We start from the raw sequence: 18,224 nt of genomic DNA, 5'->3' as shown, positions 1-18,224 counted from the left end.
GAACATTGGTTCACGCCTCCGCATTTGCGCCGGATTGACGCCGGTTGTGGCTGGCGCTCATCTCTCGCGCAGGGGTTGAGCGGCGGGGATGCGCGATGGCGAAGCTGGGGCTGTTCTACCGGGGCCGGGTCGACAACGAGCATATCTTCACCACCGTCTATGACGGAACAAGCTGGGCGGGGGACACCAGCATCTCCAGCCAGCCCGGCGGGATCGATCCAAGAACCTGGGATCCGCCGGCAGCCTGCCTGCACAACAACCGCTTGCATCTGGTCTATGCCAGCCGCGGCGACGACCAGCTCTACATGTCGCTCTATGACGGCTCGGCCTGGCATGGCGACCAGAGGATCGGCACGACCGCAGGAGAAATCAGCCCGAGTTCGGCCCGGGCGCCGACATTGATCGATTATGGCGGCGTCTTGTACCTGATTTACAGCAAGAAAGACTCTGATGAGCTGCGTTTGTCGTGGTTCGACGGCTATCGCTGGCAAGGCGACGAGGCGATCGTCACACGGGCCGGAGGCAAGCTGAAATCAGACAAAGCCGCAGCGGCGGTCGTCTTCAACGGCAAGCTCTATTTGATCTACAGGGGAGCGAGCGTTCGCTCCGACAAGCTCTACGTCGCCTGGTTCGACGGCGAGAATTGGGACGGCGATACGCCGATCGCCGACCAGCCGGGCCAGGTCGACCCCTGGTCCGATTCGGCGCCGACCGCGGCCGTGTTCGGCGGCAAACTCGTCCTGGTCTACAAGGGGGCGAACAAGCCGGAACTCTACATTGCGCGTTTCGATGGCACCAGCTGGTCGGGCGACGTCAAATTGTCGGCCGAGCCCGGCGGTCTCGACGCCCAGAGCGAAGCGAGCCCGAGCCTGCTGGTCTTCGACGACAGGCTCTGGCTGATCTATTGCGGCTACCGCAACCGCTCATTCTTCGTCTCCTGGTTCGCCGACGGCACCTGGAGCGGCGATGTGGCGGTCTCGAGCCAGGCGGGCGGCGTCGATCCTGAATCGGAATCCGGTCCGGCCCTGTCGTTCATGCCGTTCACAGTGCCGGTGGCGGAGGGGTTTCCGCTGCCCGCGGTGATGCACGAGCACAGCAAGCCGATGCCGAGAACGGAGGGGCCGGCGGTCAAGACCGGCACGGCGACGGTGGGCAAGACCGGCATAGCGACTGTGGGCATGGCGAGGACAGCCTTGAGCGCACCCGGGCTCGTGTTCAGCAGCACGTCCGATTCGTCGGCGCTGGACAATCCAGAGACACCGATCTGCGACATCAGCCTGGCCGGGTCGCATGACAGCGCGGCGATCTACCGCGCCATGCTCGACCCCTATGCTTGCCAATCCTTGTCGATCACGCAGCAGCTCGAGGCCGGAGCCCGCATTCTCGATGTTCGTCTGAAGGTGATATCTTCGTCTTCAGGCTATCGATTCATGACGTGTCACGGTGATCATCTTATTCTTCGATATGCTACGAGCAATGAATTTCAGTCATTCGAATCTTTGCTTGCGGAATGCAAAGCTTTCTTGAGCAGTCGGCCAACCCAATTTCTGGTCATGTCGCTGAAGATGGATGATTGGAACGGGCTCAACAGTCCGGTGGAAGAGGCGGCGATCTATGATGCGCTGCGGGTGCTGCTCCGCAGCGCTCCCTTCCTGGTCGGCCGCTCGGATGTGCCGAAGCTTTATGAGGCGCAGGGCAAGATCTACCTCCTCAATCGCATGAACGACGACCTGGACTTCGGCCTGCCGCTGCCATGGGCCGACAATACGAACGGGGCTTGGCTGCCGCAGAGCGGCAATCGCAAATTCGATGTCTTCGTCCAGGATCGCTATGAAAATTTGCCGCTGTGGCGGCCGAATGTCGAGAAATTCCGGCTGTTCCTGGAGGCCATCAAGGCGCGCGCGCACCGGGGGCAGATGCTGATCAATTTCGGCAGCGCCACCAGTTTGAAACTTGGCGGGGTCGACATCCAGATCGATCTCCTGCGGCATTTGGGGACGCTCACCAACACCAACCGGCCGCCGTGGTTCGGCTGGTGCCTGTTCGACAATGTCGGTGCGCCGCATCCGAGCAGGCCCTACCCGAATCTCAACGCCGTCGGGATGATTTTCGACGCGAACAGTGGTTATCACGAGTTTCCAAGCGCCTATGTCCTGCGCGTCGACGGACGGAACGAGCAGTTGTGAGGCCATCCGGATAACGTCGCGCCTCATTCTGCAAATTCCGGTGTGCCGCGGCGAGTAGGATCGGCGCTCATCCGAGCAGGCCTTTCCAGCCCGGGCTGACCACTCTCGTCGAGATGCGCCCGCATCTCTTCGGCGAGGGCGAAGAAGCGGTCGCGCACCGGCCGTGCATGCGGGTTGGCCTGCTCGATGGCGAGGAAGACGGCGGGACTGTCATGGCGGACCATCTCGGTCGCGCGCATCAGGAGGTCGAAGCTCGCCGTGGTCATGCGGCGCGGCAAAGGCTCCATCCGGACCAGGATCTTGGCGATGAGATGGGTCAGGCCCTGGACCATGGCCGCTTCGCGGTCATGCGCCTCCGGTGTCGTCATGATGACCTTGAGGCGCAGCATCTGGCGCAGGAAGGCGGCGATGCGCCAGGCGCTGGTGCCGCGGATCGGGCAGATCGCGATCTTGAGGCCGGCAATGCCGTCTCGTCCGCTCTGCGGGCCGAAGAGCGGGTGGGTGCCGACGATCTCGACGTCCTCGGGCAGCTCGGCCAGCATGGTCATGGCCGGGCCGATCTTGACCGAGCCGACATCGACGACGATCGCGCCGCGACGCAGATGCGGTCGCAAGGTCGTGATCGCCTGCGAGAGGGCCGCGACCGGCACGGCAAGGATGACGATGTCGCAGGCGGCGATCTCGGCCGGATCGGCGGCGATGATGCCGCCAGCGGCCGCATCGGCCGGCAACGCCGGATCGAAGGCGATCAGGCGGCAATGCGGCTTGAGATGACGGGCGATCAGGCGGCCGAAGGCGCCGAAGCCCATCAGGCCGACGGAGGGATTGGTGATGTTCGGGATAAGCATCGCGTTTTCCTTGGAGAGGGCCGCGATGCCGGGTGACTGCCTGATTTCAACCGCCAGCGCGGCGGTTGAGACATGAAAATGCCACCGCCTCTATGAGGACGGGGCGTAATAGTTGCGAGCGAGCAGGCAGGCGAAGGTCATGGCGCGCATAAAGCGCGGGCGCGTCCGCCTGTCAATCACAGCGGTGGAGAGTAGTCGGTCGGCAGCAGCACGCGGTCCTCGATCGCGCCGACGAGGTCGCCGTGCTCGATGACGCTGACGCGCTTGATCTCGATCCACTCGGGATCGGCCATGAAGCTCGCCCAGCGCGCCGCCTTGGTCTCGAGATCGGGCCAGGCAAGGAGATAGGCGAACTCGGTGCGGCCGGCGCTCCGCGTCTCCCACATCGACAGGATGTGGAAGCCGTGGCGGGCCATGATCCGGCTGGCATGATCGCGGAAGCGGGCGTGGAACGCCGCCTTGTTGCGCTCGAAGATCTCGTTGATGCGCAACTGGTGGATCATGACGCTCTCCCTGGAGCCGGATCCGATCAGATTGGATCAATCTGATTGGTGAATCCGTCTCTCACTTTGAGTTAGAGACCGTTTTACCGATCAACTTGCGGTGCAAGTTGATCGGAACGGGCTCTAGAGAGTTCAGGCGGCCTTCTTCGCCTTCTCCGCTTCCATCAACTCGACGAAGCGGGTGAAGAGATAGTGGCTGTCCTGCGGGCCCGGCGAGGCTTCCGGATGGTGCTGGACGCTGAAGGCCGGGCGGTCGTTCAGGGCGATGCCGCAGTTCGAACCGTCGAAGAGCGAGACATGGGTCTCGGTCGCGTTGGCCGGCAGCGTCGCCGGGTCGACGGCGAAGCCGTGGTTCATCGAGACGATCTCGACCTTGCCGGTGGTCTTGTCCTGGACCGGATGATTGGCGCCGTGATGGCCCTGCTTCATCTTCATGGTCTGGCCGCCGATGGCGAGCGCCAGCATCTGGTGGCCGAGGCAGATGCCGAAGGTCGGGATCTTGCGGTCGAGCAGTTCCTTGATCACCGGCACGGCGTACTCGCCGGTCGCGGCCGGGTCGCCCGGGCCGTTCGACAGGAAGACGCCGTCGGGATTGAGGGCGAGGATGTCCTTGGCCGATGCGGTCGAGGGCACGACCTCGACATCGCAGCCGGCCTTGGCGAGCAGGCGCAGGATGTTGCGCTTGACGCCGTAGTCGATGGCGACGACGCGATGGCCCGCGCTCTCGCGCTTGCCATAGCCGCGCGGCCACTGCCAGGGCGTCTCATCCCAGTCATAGCGCTGGGTCGCGGCGACGAGCGGCACGAGGTCGAGCCCGGCCATGTCGGGCAGGGCGGCGGCGTCCTTCTTCAGAGCCTCGATGTCGAAATTGCCGGCCGGGTCATGGGCGATGACCGCGTTGGGCATGCCGTTCTCGCGGATCAGCGTGGTCAGCGCGCGGGTGTCGACGCCGCAGATGCCGACGATGTTGCGGGCCTTGAGCCAGGCGTCGAGATGCTTGGCGGCGCGCCAATTCGAGGGCTGGGTGACCTCGGCATGCAGCACGACGCCGCGCACGCCGGAGGAGGCGGCGGCATTGACCGTCTCGGTGTCCTCCTCGTTGACGCCGACATTGCCGATATGCGGGAAGGTGAAAGTGATGATCTGCCCGGCATAGGACGGGTCGGTCAGGATCTCCTGATAGCCGGTCATCGCCGTGTTGAAGCAGACCTCGCCGGGCGCCTGCGCGATCGCGCCGAGGCCGAAGCCTTCGAGCACGGTGCCGTCGGCGAGCACCAGCACGGCGGTCGCGCGCGGCTCGACCCAGCCCTCTTGCCAGCCTTGCGCGGCGGGGTTTCCTTCGTGAGCGGTCATGTCTATGTCTCGTCCAGGCCGCTGGAAGCTGCGGCAAGCGTGAAGGCTGCGCGCGGGTGGCGCTGCCGGTCTGGAGCGCGAGCCTTAATCAGGCGCCCGCGCCCCGTCAATGAATGAAGAAGGTTTGCACCATCATGTCCAACCTGCGTGAGCAGTTCACTGCCGACCTCAAGACCGCGATGAAGGCCGGCGAAAAAGGCAAGGTCGCCGCCATCCGTCTGATCCAGGCGGCGCTGAAGGACAAGGACATCGAGGCGCGCGGCGCCGGCAAGGGCGAGGCCACGGCCGACGAAATCCTCGCCTTGCTGCAGAAGATGATCAAGCAGCGCCAGGAATCGATCGCGATCTACGACGCCAATGGCCGCCCCGAGCTCGCTGACGGCGAGCGCGCCGAGGTCGCAGTGATCTCCGCCTATCTGCCCAAGCAGATGAGCGACGAGGAGATCAAGGCGGCGATCGAGGAGGTCATCGCCGAGACCGGCGCCTCCGCGGTCAAGGACATGGGCAAGGTCATCGGCGCGCTGCGCGGCGCCTATGCCGGCCAGATGGACTTCGCCAAGGTCTCACCTATGGTAAAGCAGTTGCTGGGCGGCTGATCCGCGGGCGGCATTCTCGCCAGATCGACGGGCGGCGTTTCGGCAAAGGAGGCTTCCGATGTCGAAACGGTCGATCGCTGTCCTGACGTTCGGTCTTACCTTGCAAGGCTATGCCGCCCTCGCCCAGTCGGAGGGCTGGGGCACCGGCTATCAGATGGGCACATCCTATGCCGGTGTGAGCGGCTCCGACGGAACGCGGCTCACCTTCTATTGCGGAGATGCTGCCGCGGCCCGCGCCAACCCGGCGATCATGCGCGGCCCTTATCTGATGGCCGTCCTGCCCAAGACGCAGCTCAGGGAAGCCCTGCCGTCGGCGATCGAGATCGTGGCCGACGGCAAGGCGACGCGCGTGCCGGTCAAGGCTCAGTCGGGCATCGACGAGGTCGAGTTGACCTGGACGCCCGATGGGAGTTTCGGTGTCGCGCAGATGAAGCCGGTGGTGGCGGCCTTACGCGAGGCGAAGCGGATCGAATTGCGCGCCGCCGAGGCCTCCGTCCTGCTGCCGACCGAGGGCGTGGCGAAGGCCCTGGCTGACGACCCGCTGCAGTGCCGGTAGGGAGCTGAGCGCTCAGGGCGAATAGCTCGTGCGCTGCATCACCCGCTCCTCGATCGCGCCGACCATGCGGCCGTGCTCGGCGGCGCTGCTGTCCTTGATCCTCGACCACTCCGCATCCTGCATGAAGCGGGCCCAGCTTTCGCGCATCGTCGCTTCATCAGGCCAGCGCAGGACATAGACGAACTCGGTGCGCTCCTTGGTCCTGGCCTCCCACATCGCCGCGATGTCGAAGCCATGGGTCTTCATGATGCGGGCGGCGTGGTCGCGGAAGCGGGCGTGGAAGGCCGCCTTGTTGCCCTCGAAGATCTCGTAGATGCGCAGTTGCTCGATCATGGTCGCTCGCTCGGTCGCTGAGGCAGGGATGACGAAGGCGGCCGCCGCAGCGAGCGCGGCCGCAAGCAAGGCTGATCGCCGGATAGGGCGGTGCATGAGCTGAAGCTCCTCGGCTATTGCTGTGCGAGGAGCCTGCCTACGCGACTGCTCTCAGTAAAATATATTGTTCGTCCTAATTTGATATGCCTTGCATATCGATCGCAGCCTGCCGGAGCACGGCGAGGAAGTTTTCTCGCGCCGGCGAGCTGCGCGTCGCATCCCAGGCAGCGATCAGCTCGACATGCGTCATTTCCGGCGGCGCTTCGATCGTGATCGGCCGGAAGGCGACGCCGGTGCGCGGCATCAGCGCCAGCGAGGCCGGGATCAGCGCGACACCGAGCCCGCTTGCGACCAGGCTGGCGACGGTCTGCATCTGGCGGGCTTCCTGGACGATGCGCGGCGAGAAGCCGGCGAGGCGGCAGAGCCCGATGATCTGGTCGTGGAAGCCGATGCCGAGCTGGCGCGGCGTGCCGATGAAATCGGCGCCGGCAAGGGCGGCGAGCTGGATCGTTTCCTCCCTGGCGAGCGGGTGATCGTCCGGCAGTGCGGCCAGGATCGGCTCGCGCAGCAGGGATTCGCTGGCGAGCTGCGCGATCATGATGCCGGGCTGGCGCATCAGGCCGATATCGACCTCGCCGGCGGTGATCGCCGCAAGCTGCTCGCCCGTGGTCGCCTCGCGCAGGATAAGTTCGATGCCGGGGAACTCGGCGCGAAAGCGACGCAGCGCCAATGGCAGCAGGTCGTGGGCGGTGCCGACGAAGGTGATCGCAAGGCGGCCGGCCTGGCCGGCGGCGACGGCCTGCGCCTCCCTGATGCCCTCATCGAGCTGGGCGAGGATGCGCCGGGCGCTGACGAGGAAGGCGTCGCCGGCGGGCGTCAGCGCGACGCTGCGGTTGCTGCGCGCGAACAGGGAGAGGCCGAGCGTGTCCTCGAGCTTGCGGATCGCCTGGCTGAGCGGCGGCTGCGCCATATGCAGGCGCTCGGCGGCGCGGTGGAAGTTCAATTCCTCGGCGACGGCGATGAATTGGCGCAGCAGCCGCGTCTCGACCGCAGGCGGCATCAGGCCCGCTCGATGTCGGTCTGGGTGAAATCCTCGCCCTTGTAGAGCAGTGGCCAGCCGCGCGACCTGGCCAAAGCGTAGGCGGCACAGTCGCCCATGTTCAGCTTGGCGGGATGGCGGCCCTTGCCGTAGCGGCGATAGGCGTCGAAGGCGAGGTTGGAGAGATCCTCGTCGAAGGGAATGATCTCGATCCGTTCGTTGTCGAGGAAGTCATTTAGCCAATCGACCGGCAGGCGCTTGGTTCCGGTGATGACGATCCTGGCCTCCAGGAGATTGACGCTGGACAATATGCGGCGCTCTGCCAATGACAGGGCGCGCATGAAGGCCGGCCGCTCATTTTCTCCGGTCAGGCACGCGATGACCGCCGAGGTATCGACGACGAGATTCACCACATCCCGTTCTCATCGTAACCGATGATATCGTCCATTTCCTGCTTGGTCATGGAATGCTCGGCCGGCTTGATCCCGTATTTGCGATCAAGCGCTTCCATCCGAGCCATGGCCGCTGCCACGCGCCGCGCCTTCTCTTCCTCGGACAATTCGTCCTTGTCGAGCTCGCTCCTGACGGCCATGCGCACGGCCTCTGTCAGGCTGAGCCCGCGCCGGCGGGCCAGCTGGCGCACCGCTTTCTCCGTCTCCGGGTCCTTGATGTTGAGCGCCACGGCTTTCTTCCTTTTCTGCGATTTTCTTTATCATGTGGGGCTTGCTGTGGATATGGGCCATAAGCTCGGCAATGGCGGTTTCCGCGGTTGGCAAGCAGGCGCGCAGCAGCCAGATAGGAAGCCATGAAGTTCCCGCCCTCCGTCCTTGAGGAGATCAAGGCGCGGCTGCCAGTCTCGGCGGTCGTGGGCAAGCGCGTGCGCCTCGCCAAGGCCGGCCGGGAATGGAAGGGACTCTCGCCCTTCAACGCCGAGAAGACGCCGTCCTTCTTCGTCAACGACCAGAAGGGCTCCTTCTTCGATTTCTCCTCCGGCAAGAACGGCGACATCTTCAAATTCGTGATGGAGACCGAGGGGCTCTCTTTCCCGGAGGCGGTCGAGAAGCTCGCCTCCGAGGCCGGCGTCACCCTGCCGAAGGTCTCCTTCGAGGCGCAGGCTCAGGAAGAGAAGCGCAAGGGGCTGCACGAGGTCGTCGAGCTGGCGGCGCGCTTCTTCGAGGCCGAATTGCAATCGGAGCGCGGCGGGCTGGCGCGGCGCTACCTGTCGGGTCGCGGGCTGGAAGCAGAGGCACGGCAGCTCTTCCGCATGGGCTATGCGCCGCCTGACCGCTTCGCCCTGCGCGACCATCTCGCGGCTAAGGGCGTCGGCGCCGATGCGATGATGGAAACCGGCCTATTGGTGCATGGCGAGGAGATCGCCGTGCCCTATGACCGCTTCCGCGACCGGATCATGTTCCCGATCCATGATGCGCGCGGGCGGGTGATCGCTTTCGGCGGCCGGGCGATGAGCGCCGACGTGCCGGCCAAGTACCTGAACTCGCCAGAGACGCCGCTCTTCCACAAGGGCGCGCTGCTGTTCAACCACCACAATGCCCGCAAGGCGGCGCACGACACCGGCCAGGTGATCGTGGTCGAGGGCTATGTCGACGTCATCGCGATGACGCTCGCCGGCTTCCCGCAGGTGGTGGCACCGCTCGGCACGGCGCTGACCGAGGACCAGCTCTCCCTGCTCTGGAGGATGGCGGGCGAGCCGGTGATCTGCCTCGACGGCGACAAAGCCGGCCGCAAGGCGGCGGGGAGGGCGATCGATCTCGCGCTGCCGATGCTGGAGCCGGGCAAGTCGCTCTCCTTCGCCTTGCTGCCCGAGGGGCAGGACCCCGACGATCTCGCCCGCTCCGGCGGCAAGCCCGCGGTCGCCGAGGTGATCGGTTCGGCCAAGCCGCTCGTCGACATGCTCTGGTCCCGCGAGTTCGAGGCGAGCCAGCTCGACACGCCCGAGCGGCGCGCCGCCTTCGAGCGCCGGCTGAAGGAGCCGCTCGGCCTGATCCGCGACGAGGCGACGCGCCGGCATTATCGTCGTGAGATCGACGAGCGCATCGGGCAGCTCTTTGCCCCGCCGCAGCAGGAGCGGTTCGAGGGGCGGCGCCAGAACGGTTTCTCCGGCGGGTTTTCCGGCGGGGCGCGCGGTGGGCGTGGATTTCAGCGCGGCCAGGACAGGCCGCCGCTGTCGCTGGTGCGGCCGAGCCCGCAGCTCACCAGTTCGCCGCTGATGCAACGCCGGCATGGCGAGAATCCGCGCGAGGCCTTCGTCCTGCTGGCGCTGGCGAGCCATCCCGACCTCGTCATGCGCTGCGTCGACGAGATCGCCGAGCTCGCGCTCGACGGGCCGGCCGCCGAGCGCTTTCGCCAGGCGCTGCTCGATGCCGCGATCGACGGTGCCTTCGACCAGGAGGCGTTCGGGCAGCGGCTGGAGCAGACCCGGGTCGGCGAAGCGCAGGCGGCGCTGCTGGCCGTCACCCAGCCGGCCGAGCGGCTGAAGCTGGTGCAAACGGCTGATCCGGAATCGGTTTTTGATTCGATTCGTCAGGCTCTCGTCTTGCATCATCGCGCACGCACGCTACATAGCGAGCTGAAGGCAGCCGAACGCGCATTGGCTGACGAACCAACGGAAGCCAATTTCGCCTGGATGAAGGACGTCAAGGCTCGCCTCGAGACGATCGAGGGGACCGAGGCGAATTCCGACAAGTAGCCAGGCTGGCGCGTTGCTTTTCGTCGGCAGGTTCGGGGATCGCTTTTGAGATGGTGCACGATTCATCAACGATGGTCGGCGCTATCTGCGGTGGATGAATTGGGTGGGTGCGCGGCAGCGACGGCTGCCGCGGCGCCCTTTTATGCGTCGGAGCGACAGCACCGGCGCGCAAGAAGGCGGAGCGCTGATTGATGGCGACCAAAGTGAGCGAGCGGGACAAGTCCGAACCGGGTTCCCCGGAAGCGCCCCCGAGCACGGACAGCCCCCTGCTGGATCTCACCGATCAGGCCGTCAAGCGGATGATCAAGCTCGCCAAGAAGCGCGGCTATGTCACCTATGACGAATTGAACGAGGTCCTGCCCTCGGAGGAGTTCTCCTCCGAGCAGATCGAGGACGTGCTCGGCCAGCTCAGCGAGCAGGGCATCAACGTCGTCGACAACGAGGATCCCGAAGCGGCGGGCGAAGAACGCGCGGCCCGCGGCAAGGACGATGGCGAGGACGAGGCCGAAGGCGGCGATATGGTCGAGGCGCAGCGCTCGGCGCTGCCGGTCGAGACCAAGCGCAATCTCGAGCCGACCGAACGTACCGACGATCCGGTCCGCATGTATCTGCGCGAGATGGGCTCGGTCGAATTGCTCTCGCGCGAGGGCGAGATCGCGATCGCCAAGCGCATCGAGGCCGGCCGCGAGGCGATGATCGCCGGGCTCTGCGAGAGCCCGCTGACCTTCCAGGCGATCATCATCTGGCGCGACGAGCTCAACGAGGGCAAGGTCCTCCTGCGCGACATCATCGACCTCGAAGCGACCTATGCCGGCCCCGACGGCAAGAACCCGGAGCAGATGCCGGGCGAGGGCGAGGAAGGTGCAGAAGCCACCGAGGAAGCTGCGCCCGAGGGCGAGGCTCCGCCCGAGGGCATGGACGACGACGACCTCGAGAACAACGTCTCGCTCTCGGCCATGGAAGCCGAGCTCAAGCCGCGCGTGCTCGAGACCTTCGACTCGATCGCCAGCAACTACACCAAGCTGCGCCGCCTGCAGGACCAGGACATCGCCAACCGGCTGGAGAACACCAAGCTCTCGCCGTCGCAGGACCGCAAATACAAGAAGCTGAAGGACGACATCATCGTTGCGGTGAAGTCGCTCTCGCTCAACAACAACCGCATCGAGGCGCTGGTCGAGCAGCTCTACGACATCAACAAGCGCCTGATCTCGCACGAGACCCGCCTGCTGCGCCTGGCCGAGAGCTATGGCGTCGCCCGCGACGACTTCCTGAAGCAGCATATCGGCGCCGAACTCGATCCGAAGTGGCTGCTGCGCGTCTCCAAGCTCGGCTCGCGCGGCTGGAGGGAATTCGTCGCGCAGGAGAAGGAGCGCATCCGCGAGCTGCGCGAGGACGTCCACACCCTGGCGTCGGAGACCGGCCTGGAGATCCAGGAATTCCGCAAGATCGTGCTGATGGTCCAGAAGGGCGAGCGCGAGGCACGGCAGGCGAAGAAGGAGATGATCGAGGCGAACCTGCGTCTCGTGATCTCGATCGCCAAGAAGTACACGAATCGCGGTCTGCAGTTCCTCGACCTGATCCAGGAAGGCAATATCGGCCTGATGAAGGCGGTCGACAAGTTCGAGTACCGCCGCGGCTACAAGTTCTCGACCTACGCGACCTGGTGGATTCGGCAGGCGATCACCCGCTCGATCGCCGACCAGGCCCGCACCATCCGCATCCCGGTGCACATGATCGAGACGATCAACAAGATCGTCCGGACCTCGCGCCAGATGCTGCATGAGATCGGCCGCGAGCCGACCCCGGAGGAGCTGGCCGAGAAGCTCGCCATGCCGCTGGAGAAGGTCCGCAAGGTCCTGAAGATCGCCAAGGAGCCGATCTCGCTGGAGACCCCGATCGGCGACGAGGAGGATTCGCACCTCGGCGACTTCATCGAGGACAAGAACGCGATCCTGCCGATCGACGCGGCGATCCAGAGCAATCTGCGCGAGACCACCACGCGCGTGCTCGCCTCGCTCACCCCGCGTGAGGAGCGCGTGCTGCGCATGCGCTTCGGCATCGGCATGAACACCGACCACACGCTCGAAGAGGTCGGCCAGCAGTTCAGCGTCACCCGCGAGCGCATCCGCCAGATCGAGGCGAAGGCGCTGAGGAAGCTGAAGCATCCGAGCCGGAGCCGGAAGCTCAGGAGTTTCCTGGACAACTAGGATGTTCGCGGCGCTCGGCAGGATTGTCGTCGCCGCGTTCCTCCTCGCGACCTGCGCGGCCTCGGCCGCCGCGCAGGACACGCTCCGGTTTCGCTCGCTCGACGGCGAAACCACGCTGACGGGTTATCTCAGCCGGCCACCCGGCGAGACACCGCGCCCGGCCGTAGTCCTGATGCATGGCTGCTCCGGCCTGCTGGGACCACAGGGGCGCATCCTCGGACTCTATAAGGCCTGGGCCGACGCGCTCGTCGCGGCCGACTATGTCGTCCTCGTCGTCGACAGCGCGACTCCGCGCGGTTTTGGCCAGACCTGCACGGCCGGCCCGCAGCGGCTGACCATGCTGCGCGACCGGCCGAAGGACGCCTATGCCGCCCTGCAGCACCTGCAGGCGCAAGCCTTCGTGCAGCGCGATCGCGTCGGCCTGATCGGCTGGTCGCAGGGCGGTGCGACGGTGCTGCTCAGCATCAACGACAAGAGCATCGGGCGCCCGCAGGGGTTGGCCGACGCTTTCAAGGCAGCGGTCGCGCTCTATCCCGGCGCTTGCAGCGAGGTCATGCAGTCGAAGCCATTCACGCAGGTCGAACCGCAGGGTTGGACTACGCGCACACCCCTGCTGGTGCTGTTCGGCGAGGCCGATGTCTGGACGCCCTATCCGCCCTGCGCCAGCTTCATCGAGGCCGCGAAGGCGCGAGGCAATCCGGTTTCGCTGAAATCATACCCTGCCGCCGTCCACAGTTTCGACGCGCCGAACCTGCCGCGTCGGGAACTCCCCGCCTACCGGACGGGAGACGGCCCCATTCCCGTGATCGGCACAGACAAATCCGCACGTGCCGAAGCTTTCCAACGCGTGCCGGCATTCCTCGACGAGCATCTCAAGCGCTAGAGCGCGGCGCCGAACGCTTCTATTCCTGGCCTCGCCACACTCGACGCAGACTGGTCTCATCCGGCCGGGCGGCTTATCTGGCGATCTTTCCCTGGTCGTCGGCTTGCTTCCGCTTCGGAGATTCGCATGGAGACACCCGACATGCGTGCCTCCGGGGCCAGCGCCGCGGCCGTCTGGCCACCGCTCGCCGGCTTCGTCGATTTCGAGCACCGCTTCGGCGAGCGCATGGCCGGCCGTCCGATCATGGCGGGCGTCTACGAGTTCATCCGCTTCGGCATGAAGCAGGCCTGGGCCTGCCTGTTCGGCGGCATCGTCGTCCTCCTGCTGATCGCGACCTATCTCTTCTATCCGCGCGACGCGGCGCTGGCGCGCTACGACTTCCTCTTCCTCAGCATGGTCGCGGTTCAGGCGGGCCTGATCCTGATGCGGCTCGAGACGATCGAGGAAGCCAAGGTCATCCTGATCTACCATGTCGTCGGCACGGCGATGGAGATCTTCAAGACCGCTGTCGGCTCATGGATCTATCCCGAGCCGAGCTTCTTCCGCATCGGCGGCGTGCCACTGTTCACCGGCTTCATGTACGCCTGCGTCGGCAGCTATATCTGCCGGGCCTGGCGCCTGTTCGATTTTCGTTTTTCCCATCACCCGCCACCTTGGGCATTGGTCGGCACGAGTGTGCTGATCTACGTCAACTTCTTCGCGCACCACTATGTCATGGATATCCGGATCGGGCTTTTCCTGCTGGTCGCAGCCCTGTTCTGCCGGACGCGAATCTACTTCAAGGTCTGGCGCGTCTACCGCTTGATGCCGCTCCTGCTCGGGCTGATGCTGGTCGCGCTGTTCATCTGGTTTTCCGAGAATATCGGCACGTTCACGCGGACCTGGCTTTACCCATCCCAGCTCCAGGGCTGGTCGATGGTGTCGCTCGCCAAGCTGGGGTCATGGTTCCTGCTGCTGGTCATCAGCTACACGCTGGTGACGCTGGTCAATCGCCCGCAACCGCTCGATCGGTCGTGACGGGTATCTGGCCAGCACGGCGGGTCGTGCTCACGCTGGTCGCGGTCGGCATCATCGCGATCGGCCTGACGACACGCCTGCCGGGTATCGCGTGGCCGCCAATCGTCGCGAAATATCTCGGTTCGGCGCTCTGGGGCGCCATGGTCTACTGCATCGTCGCCTGGCTTCGACCGGGCTGGCGAATGGCCCGGCTCGTGCTCGTGGCGTCATCGATCGCTGTAATGGTCGAGTTCAGCCAGCTTTGGCATCCGTTCTGGCTGGATGCATTCCGGGCAACACGCATGGGTGTTCTGCTGCTGGGGCGCTTCTTCGCGTGGGCCGATATCGTGGCTTATCTTGCCGGAATCGGCATTGCTGCCGTTGCCGACTGGTTTGCGACCTACTCCGGCAAGGCGTTCAGGGAGAGCGACTGACATGCCCCGTCCCGTCAACTATCTGCTCTTCGCGATCAGCCTGTTGTTCACGGTCGCGGGCATCGCGATGGTCGCGACCGGTGCGCGCGATGGCTGGCAGGCGCTGGTGTTCTTCGGCGTCTGCACGGCTGTTTTCGCCATACAGTTATGGCCACGACTGCTGCGCTCCGAAACGCTCGATGCCGAAGAGCTTCTCGCCCGGTTCCCTGCGCCCGTGACGTTGCGGAGCGGCCGGAAGCGCAACCTGATCATGGCGCTCGGCTCGGCCGGCTTCGCCTTCGGCATCGGCGCACTCTTGCCACGCGCCGATCCGGGGCTGTCGAAGGTCATTCTCTGGGCCGGCGTGGTCCTGTTTGGCGGCGGCGCACCCCTGCTGCTCCTCATGGCTTTCAAGGCGACGTTGCTCAGGCTCACCGCCGACGATCTGACGCTGGCGACGCTCTATCGACATCGCGCGATGCGCTGGTCGGACCTCAGTGGCTTCGTGGCAGTCCATTTGCCGCCAGCCGGCACGCCGATGGTGGCGTTCGACTATGCTCCGGCCCACGGGACAAAGCTCGCGAGCGCCAATCGCCGCTTGATCGGGCGCAATTCAGGCCTGCCGGATCAATTCGATCTGACGCCGCAGGAACTTGCCGCGCTTCTGTCCCGCTGGCGCGAGCGGGCTCTCGAAGCGGCGTCCGCTGCACCGTGAAGGGACGGCGCGAGCCGCCCCTTCTGCCGTGGATCAACCCGCCGGCGCGACCAGCATCGCGGTGAGCCGGCGCGCCGCCGGCAGGGCCAGCAGCAGCACCGGGAAGGCGATCAGCCAGGACAGGCCCCAGGCAACGGGCCAACCCTGCAGGAAGGCCGGTGTCGGGCCGAGCACGCGCAGGGTCGAGATGCCCGAGACGATCAGGGTCATCAGGCCGGACAGGATCAAGGGAGTGACGAGCGCGCCATAGCGCGCCGGCAATCTGCGGAAAGGGTTCATGGGAACATCCGTAAGGACAGGCCGCGCCGTCATGGCTTCATTGCATCCTGGCGGCGCTTAAGCCGGGGGATGCGTTGCCTGACGTGAGACGCTTACGGCGGTCCATGGGGACGCGCGCCGCCTTTACGATCCGTTTCCGCCGCGGGCAAGCAAAATCGATCCTGGCCGCCACAGTTCTGCTAAGGTCACCCCGACAATCTGGGTTCTCTTGCGGGGTTCCCTTGGAGGAGCATCAATGACCGGTATCCCGAGTGCCGAGGAGATCGAGGCCGCCAAGGCGGCGCTGCAGGCGAACCTGCCTCCACAAGCGAAGAAGCAGGAAGAGGAAGGCTCGGCTGCCGGAGACGTCGTCAGCGGCGTGCTCGACGTCGCCAGCAATGTCACGATCGATGCGGTCGGCGTTGCCGTGGAGGTGGTTGGGACTGTCGTCGAAGGCGCCGGGACCGTCGTGGTCGCGACCGGCGAGGCGGTCGTCTCGGTGATCGGTGGGATCTTCGAAGGACTGGGCTAGCAAGGCACCCGAGACAGGGATATCGATGCGGCTCCGGCAGCGTCGCTGGAGCTGGAGTGAAGCTGTGTCCCTCGAATTCCTGCTGACCTCGCTGATCATCGTCGCCTCGCCCGGGACGGGCGCGATCTACACCATCGCCGCCGGGCTGACGCGCGGGGCCAAAGCCAGCCTGCTCGCTTCCTTCGCCTGCACGCTCGGTATCGTGCCGCATCTCATCGCCGCGATGATGGGCCTCGCGGCGCTGCTGCACGCCAGCGCGCTCGCCTTCTCGATCGTCAAATATGCCGGCGTCGCCTATCTGCTCTGGATGGCCTGGCAGACCCTGAAGGAGCAGGGCGCGCTCAGCGTCGAGACCGCGGCCGACAAGCGCTCGGCCTGGCGCGTGCTGGTCGACGGCCTCGCACTCAACGTGCTCAACCCCAAGCTTTCGATCTTCTTCGTCGCCTTCCTGCCGCAGTCATCGCCACGGGCGAGGCAAGCCCGATGACGCGCATGCTCGAGCTCTCGGGCGTGTTCATGGCGATGACCTTCGTCGTCTTCGCGCTCTACGGCCTGTTCGCTGCGGCGATGCGCGACAAGGTGGTGACCCGGCCGGCGGTGATGGCCTGGCTCAGGCGCACCTTCGCGGCCGCCTTCGTCGCGCTCGGCGCCAAGCTGGCGCTGACCGAGCGTTGATGACAGGAAAACAGACCCGCCTTGCGATCGAGACGCGCGGGCCGGGGCTCTACGAATTCACCGACGCGGCCGTCCGCTTCGTGCGCGAGGCGGCGGTCGATAGCGGCCTGCTGACGCTGTTCGTGTGTCATACCTCCTGCTCGCTGCTGATCCAGGAGAATGCCGATCCCGACGTCAGGCGCGACCTTGCCGCCTTCTTCGCCCGGCTGGTGCCGCCAGCGGACGATCCGGCGATGGCCTATCTCCTCCATCGCGCCGAAGGGCCGGACGACATGCCGGCCCATATCAAGGCGGCGGTGCTGCCGGTCTCGCTCTCGATTCCCGTGAGCGCCGGCAGGCTGGCGCTCGGCAGCTGGCAGGGCATCTACCTGTTCGAGCACCGCACCAGCCCGCATCGGCGCGAGGTCGTGCTGCACCTCGCTTGAGCCGTCAGTCGCCTTTGGGTCTGACAAGCAGCCGCATGAAGGTGCCGTAGCAATCGTGCAGGTCGTCCGGCGAGAGGCCGAGGTCGAGCTGCTGGAAGCCGATGAAGGCGGCGTATTCGACGCGGGCCAGCGCGAGGGCTTCCTGCGGCGTGAAGCGCCCGCTCTCGCCATGGAGCCCTTCCAGATAGCCGATGCGCTCGCGGTCGACCTCCGCACAGGTCGCAGCCACACCCGGATCGAGCTGGGCGAGGCGGCGCATGCCCTGTTCGACGCGGATATCGAGGGCGAGCGCCATGCGGTCGAGCGCGATCAGCCGGTCCTGCGCCGCTGCGCTCCGGTCAGCCTCCTGCATCAATCGCAGCGTGAAGGTCTCGCGCCAATGGCCGGCGAGCGCGGCGAGATAGGCCTCGATCGCGGGAAAATGGGCGTAGAACGAGCCCTTGGTCTTGCCGGCGCGGCGGCAGAGCGCCTCGATGGTGAGCCCTGCCGATCCCTGCTCGGCGAGCGCGGTGAGGCCGAGCGCGAGCCAGTCGCCCCGGCGGAAGCGCAGCGGGGCAGGGGAGGTCAGAGCCACAGTCCGATGGCGCCGCTGACCGTGATCGCCGCGAACAGCACCCATTGCGGGAAATGCGCGATCCGCAAGTGGAAGAGGCCGATCATGCCGAGCCCCCAGAGGCAAAACAGCGCCGCGCCGGCGGTGGCGAACAGCGCAAGGTCGCGGCTGCCCAGGCCGGTTGCGACGAGGCCGAAGGCGAGCGCCAGCGCGGCGAGCACGATCGTCACCAGATGCCAGCAGTAATACATGGTGAACTTCGGCACGGCATGCAGCCGTTCGGCCGCCAGCAGCGGGGCGGCGACATGCCGGCCGCCGAGAACGGCGTGGATCAGAGTTGTGGCGGCCGCCAGCGCGGCAGCAAGGGCGAGCCAGGCGTTCATGATGATCTCCAAAATAATACCATC

The 18,224-nt window shown here is 65.8% G+C and carries 21 protein-coding genes and 1 pseudogene; 12 read left to right on the top strand and 10 right to left on the bottom strand.

Annotated elements, in window-relative coordinates; translation table 11 throughout:
- The first annotated feature begins 95 nt into the window (after positions 1-95).
- The gene (locus tag AC07O0_RS11475) at positions 96-2,186 is read left to right on the top strand and encodes a hypothetical protein (RefSeq protein WP_494623040.1); all 2,091 of its coding nucleotides are present in this window, start codon (positions 96-98) and stop codon (positions 2,184-2,186) included.
- Positions 2,187-2,209: 23 nt separating this feature from the next.
- Here AC07O0_RS11475 and AC07O0_RS11470 read toward each other — a convergent pair whose 3' ends face one another.
- The 3 genes from AC07O0_RS11470 to carA form a co-directional block, all read right to left on the bottom strand.
- Positions 2,210-3,034, bottom strand: coding sequence for a prephenate dehydrogenase/arogenate dehydrogenase family protein (locus AC07O0_RS11470; protein ID WP_494623038.1), 825 nt, complete (start codon positions 3,032-3,034; stop codon positions 2,210-2,212).
- A 176-nt stretch (positions 3,035-3,210) separates the two neighbouring features.
- Positions 3,211-3,537 carry an NIPSNAP family protein gene (locus AC07O0_RS11465; protein WP_494623036.1) on the bottom strand — a complete coding sequence of 109 codons (327 nt, stop codon included), beginning with the start codon at positions 3,535-3,537 and terminating at the stop codon, positions 3,211-3,213.
- A 132-nt stretch (positions 3,538-3,669) separates the two neighbouring features.
- Complete coding sequence (gene carA / locus AC07O0_RS11460; protein WP_494623034.1) at positions 3,670-4,890, bottom strand: glutamine-hydrolyzing carbamoyl-phosphate synthase small subunit; 1,221 nt, start codon at positions 4,888-4,890, stop codon at positions 3,670-3,672.
- Positions 4,891-5,024: 134 nt separating this feature from the next.
- Here carA and AC07O0_RS11455 point away from each other — a divergent pair, with 134 nt between their 5' ends.
- The gene (locus AC07O0_RS11455; RefSeq protein ID WP_454024578.1) at positions 5,025-5,486 is read left to right on the top strand and encodes a GatB/YqeY domain-containing protein; all 462 of its coding nucleotides are present in this window, start codon (positions 5,025-5,027) and stop codon (positions 5,484-5,486) included.
- A gap of 58 nt (positions 5,487-5,544) precedes the next feature.
- Positions 5,545-6,042, top strand: coding sequence for a YfjT/YkfB family phage-associated protein (locus AC07O0_RS11450; protein WP_494623031.1), 498 nt, complete (start codon positions 5,545-5,547; stop codon positions 6,040-6,042).
- A gap of 12 nt (positions 6,043-6,054) precedes the next feature.
- On the opposite strand, the gene AC07O0_RS11445 is transcribed toward AC07O0_RS11450, so the two are convergent.
- From AC07O0_RS11445 to AC07O0_RS11430, 4 genes are all read right to left on the bottom strand, one after another.
- On the bottom strand, positions 6,055-6,471 hold the full coding sequence (locus AC07O0_RS11445; protein ID WP_494623029.1) for an NIPSNAP family protein: 417 nt from the start codon (positions 6,469-6,471) through the stop codon (positions 6,055-6,057).
- Positions 6,472-6,547: 76 nt separating this feature from the next.
- Positions 6,548-7,474, bottom strand: a complete 927-nt coding sequence (locus AC07O0_RS11440) for a LysR substrate-binding domain-containing protein (RefSeq protein ID WP_494623027.1) — start codon at positions 7,472-7,474, stop codon at positions 6,548-6,550.
- Positions 7,474-7,866 (bottom strand): type II toxin-antitoxin system VapC family toxin, encoded by a 393-nt coding sequence (locus AC07O0_RS11435; protein WP_494623025.1) that lies wholly within the window; start codon positions 7,864-7,866, stop codon positions 7,474-7,476. The genes AC07O0_RS11440 and AC07O0_RS11435 overlap by 1 nt, the downstream gene beginning before the upstream one ends.
- Positions 7,860-8,135: a type II toxin-antitoxin system VapB family antitoxin gene (locus tag AC07O0_RS11430; RefSeq protein WP_494623023.1), complete on the bottom strand. Its 276-nt coding sequence runs from the start codon at positions 8,133-8,135 to the stop codon at positions 7,860-7,862. The genes AC07O0_RS11435 and AC07O0_RS11430 overlap by 7 nt, the downstream gene beginning before the upstream one ends.
- 123 nt (positions 8,136-8,258) lie before the next feature.
- Between AC07O0_RS11430 and dnaG the strand changes: the two genes are divergently transcribed.
- The 6 genes from dnaG (at position 8,259) to AC07O0_RS11400 (ending at position 15,374) form a co-directional block, all read left to right on the top strand.
- Entirely contained in the window at positions 8,259-10,160 is a 1,902-nt protein-coding gene (dnaG, locus tag AC07O0_RS11425; protein ID WP_494623021.1) for a DNA primase, read from the top strand.
- Between the two features lie 191 nt (positions 10,161-10,351).
- Positions 10,352-12,367 carry an RNA polymerase sigma factor RpoD gene (gene rpoD / locus AC07O0_RS11420; RefSeq protein ID WP_494623019.1) on the top strand — a complete coding sequence of 672 codons (2,016 nt, stop codon included), beginning with the start codon at positions 10,352-10,354 and terminating at the stop codon, positions 12,365-12,367.
- Position 12,368: 1 nt separating this feature from the next.
- On the top strand, positions 12,369-13,250 hold the full coding sequence (locus tag AC07O0_RS11415; RefSeq protein WP_494623017.1) for a dienelactone hydrolase family protein: 882 nt from the start codon (positions 12,369-12,371) through the stop codon (positions 13,248-13,250).
- Positions 13,251-13,376: 126 nt separating this feature from the next.
- Positions 13,377-14,267 carry a DUF817 domain-containing protein gene (locus tag AC07O0_RS11410; RefSeq protein WP_494623015.1) on the top strand — a complete coding sequence of 297 codons (891 nt, stop codon included), beginning with the start codon at positions 13,377-13,379 and terminating at the stop codon, positions 14,265-14,267.
- Between the two features lie 26 nt (positions 14,268-14,293).
- Complete coding sequence (locus tag AC07O0_RS11405) at positions 14,294-14,680, top strand: ribosomal maturation YjgA family protein (RefSeq protein WP_494623013.1); 387 nt, start codon at positions 14,294-14,296, stop codon at positions 14,678-14,680.
- Between the two features lie 67 nt (positions 14,681-14,747).
- Complete coding sequence (locus AC07O0_RS11400; RefSeq protein WP_494623011.1) at positions 14,748-15,374, top strand: hypothetical protein; 627 nt, start codon at positions 14,748-14,750, stop codon at positions 15,372-15,374.
- Between the two features lie 33 nt (positions 15,375-15,407).
- On the opposite strand, the gene AC07O0_RS11395 is transcribed toward AC07O0_RS11400, so the two are convergent.
- Positions 15,408-15,653, bottom strand: a complete 246-nt coding sequence (locus AC07O0_RS11395; protein ID WP_494623009.1) for a DUF2798 domain-containing protein — start codon at positions 15,651-15,653, stop codon at positions 15,408-15,410.
- Between the two features lie 235 nt (positions 15,654-15,888).
- Here AC07O0_RS11395 and AC07O0_RS11390 point away from each other — a divergent pair, with 235 nt between their 5' ends.
- The 3 genes and pseudogenes from AC07O0_RS11390 to AC07O0_RS11380 all read left to right on the top strand — a co-directional run bounded on the left by AC07O0_RS11390 (position 15,889) and on the right by AC07O0_RS11380 (position 17,264).
- Entirely contained in the window at positions 15,889-16,164 is a 276-nt protein-coding gene (locus AC07O0_RS11390) for a hypothetical protein (protein WP_494623007.1), read from the top strand.
- 64 nt (positions 16,165-16,228) lie between these two features.
- Positions 16,229-16,839 (top strand): annotated as a pseudogene (locus AC07O0_RS11385) (LysE family translocator).
- Complete coding sequence (locus AC07O0_RS11380) at positions 16,839-17,264, top strand: secondary thiamine-phosphate synthase enzyme YjbQ (RefSeq protein WP_494623005.1); 426 nt, start codon at positions 16,839-16,841, stop codon at positions 17,262-17,264. The pseudogene AC07O0_RS11385 and the gene AC07O0_RS11380 overlap by 1 nt, the downstream one beginning before the upstream one ends.
- 4 nt (positions 17,265-17,268) lie before the next feature.
- On the opposite strand, the gene AC07O0_RS11375 is transcribed toward AC07O0_RS11380, so the two are convergent.
- Complete coding sequence (locus tag AC07O0_RS11375; RefSeq protein ID WP_494623003.1) at positions 17,269-17,838, bottom strand: TetR/AcrR family transcriptional regulator; 570 nt, start codon at positions 17,836-17,838, stop codon at positions 17,269-17,271.
- Positions 17,829-18,200 (bottom strand): hypothetical protein, encoded by a 372-nt coding sequence (locus tag AC07O0_RS11370; RefSeq protein ID WP_494623002.1) that lies wholly within the window; start codon positions 18,198-18,200, stop codon positions 17,829-17,831. Before AC07O0_RS11370 ends, AC07O0_RS11375 begins: the two co-directional genes overlap by 10 nt.
- Positions 18,201-18,224 lie beyond the last annotated feature (24 nt).

The organism is Allobosea sp. GW821-FHT10B12 (assembly GCF_059415545.1).
Note: the sequence above shows the minus strand (reverse complement) of the source record. Positions and strands in the feature narration are given on the sequence as shown.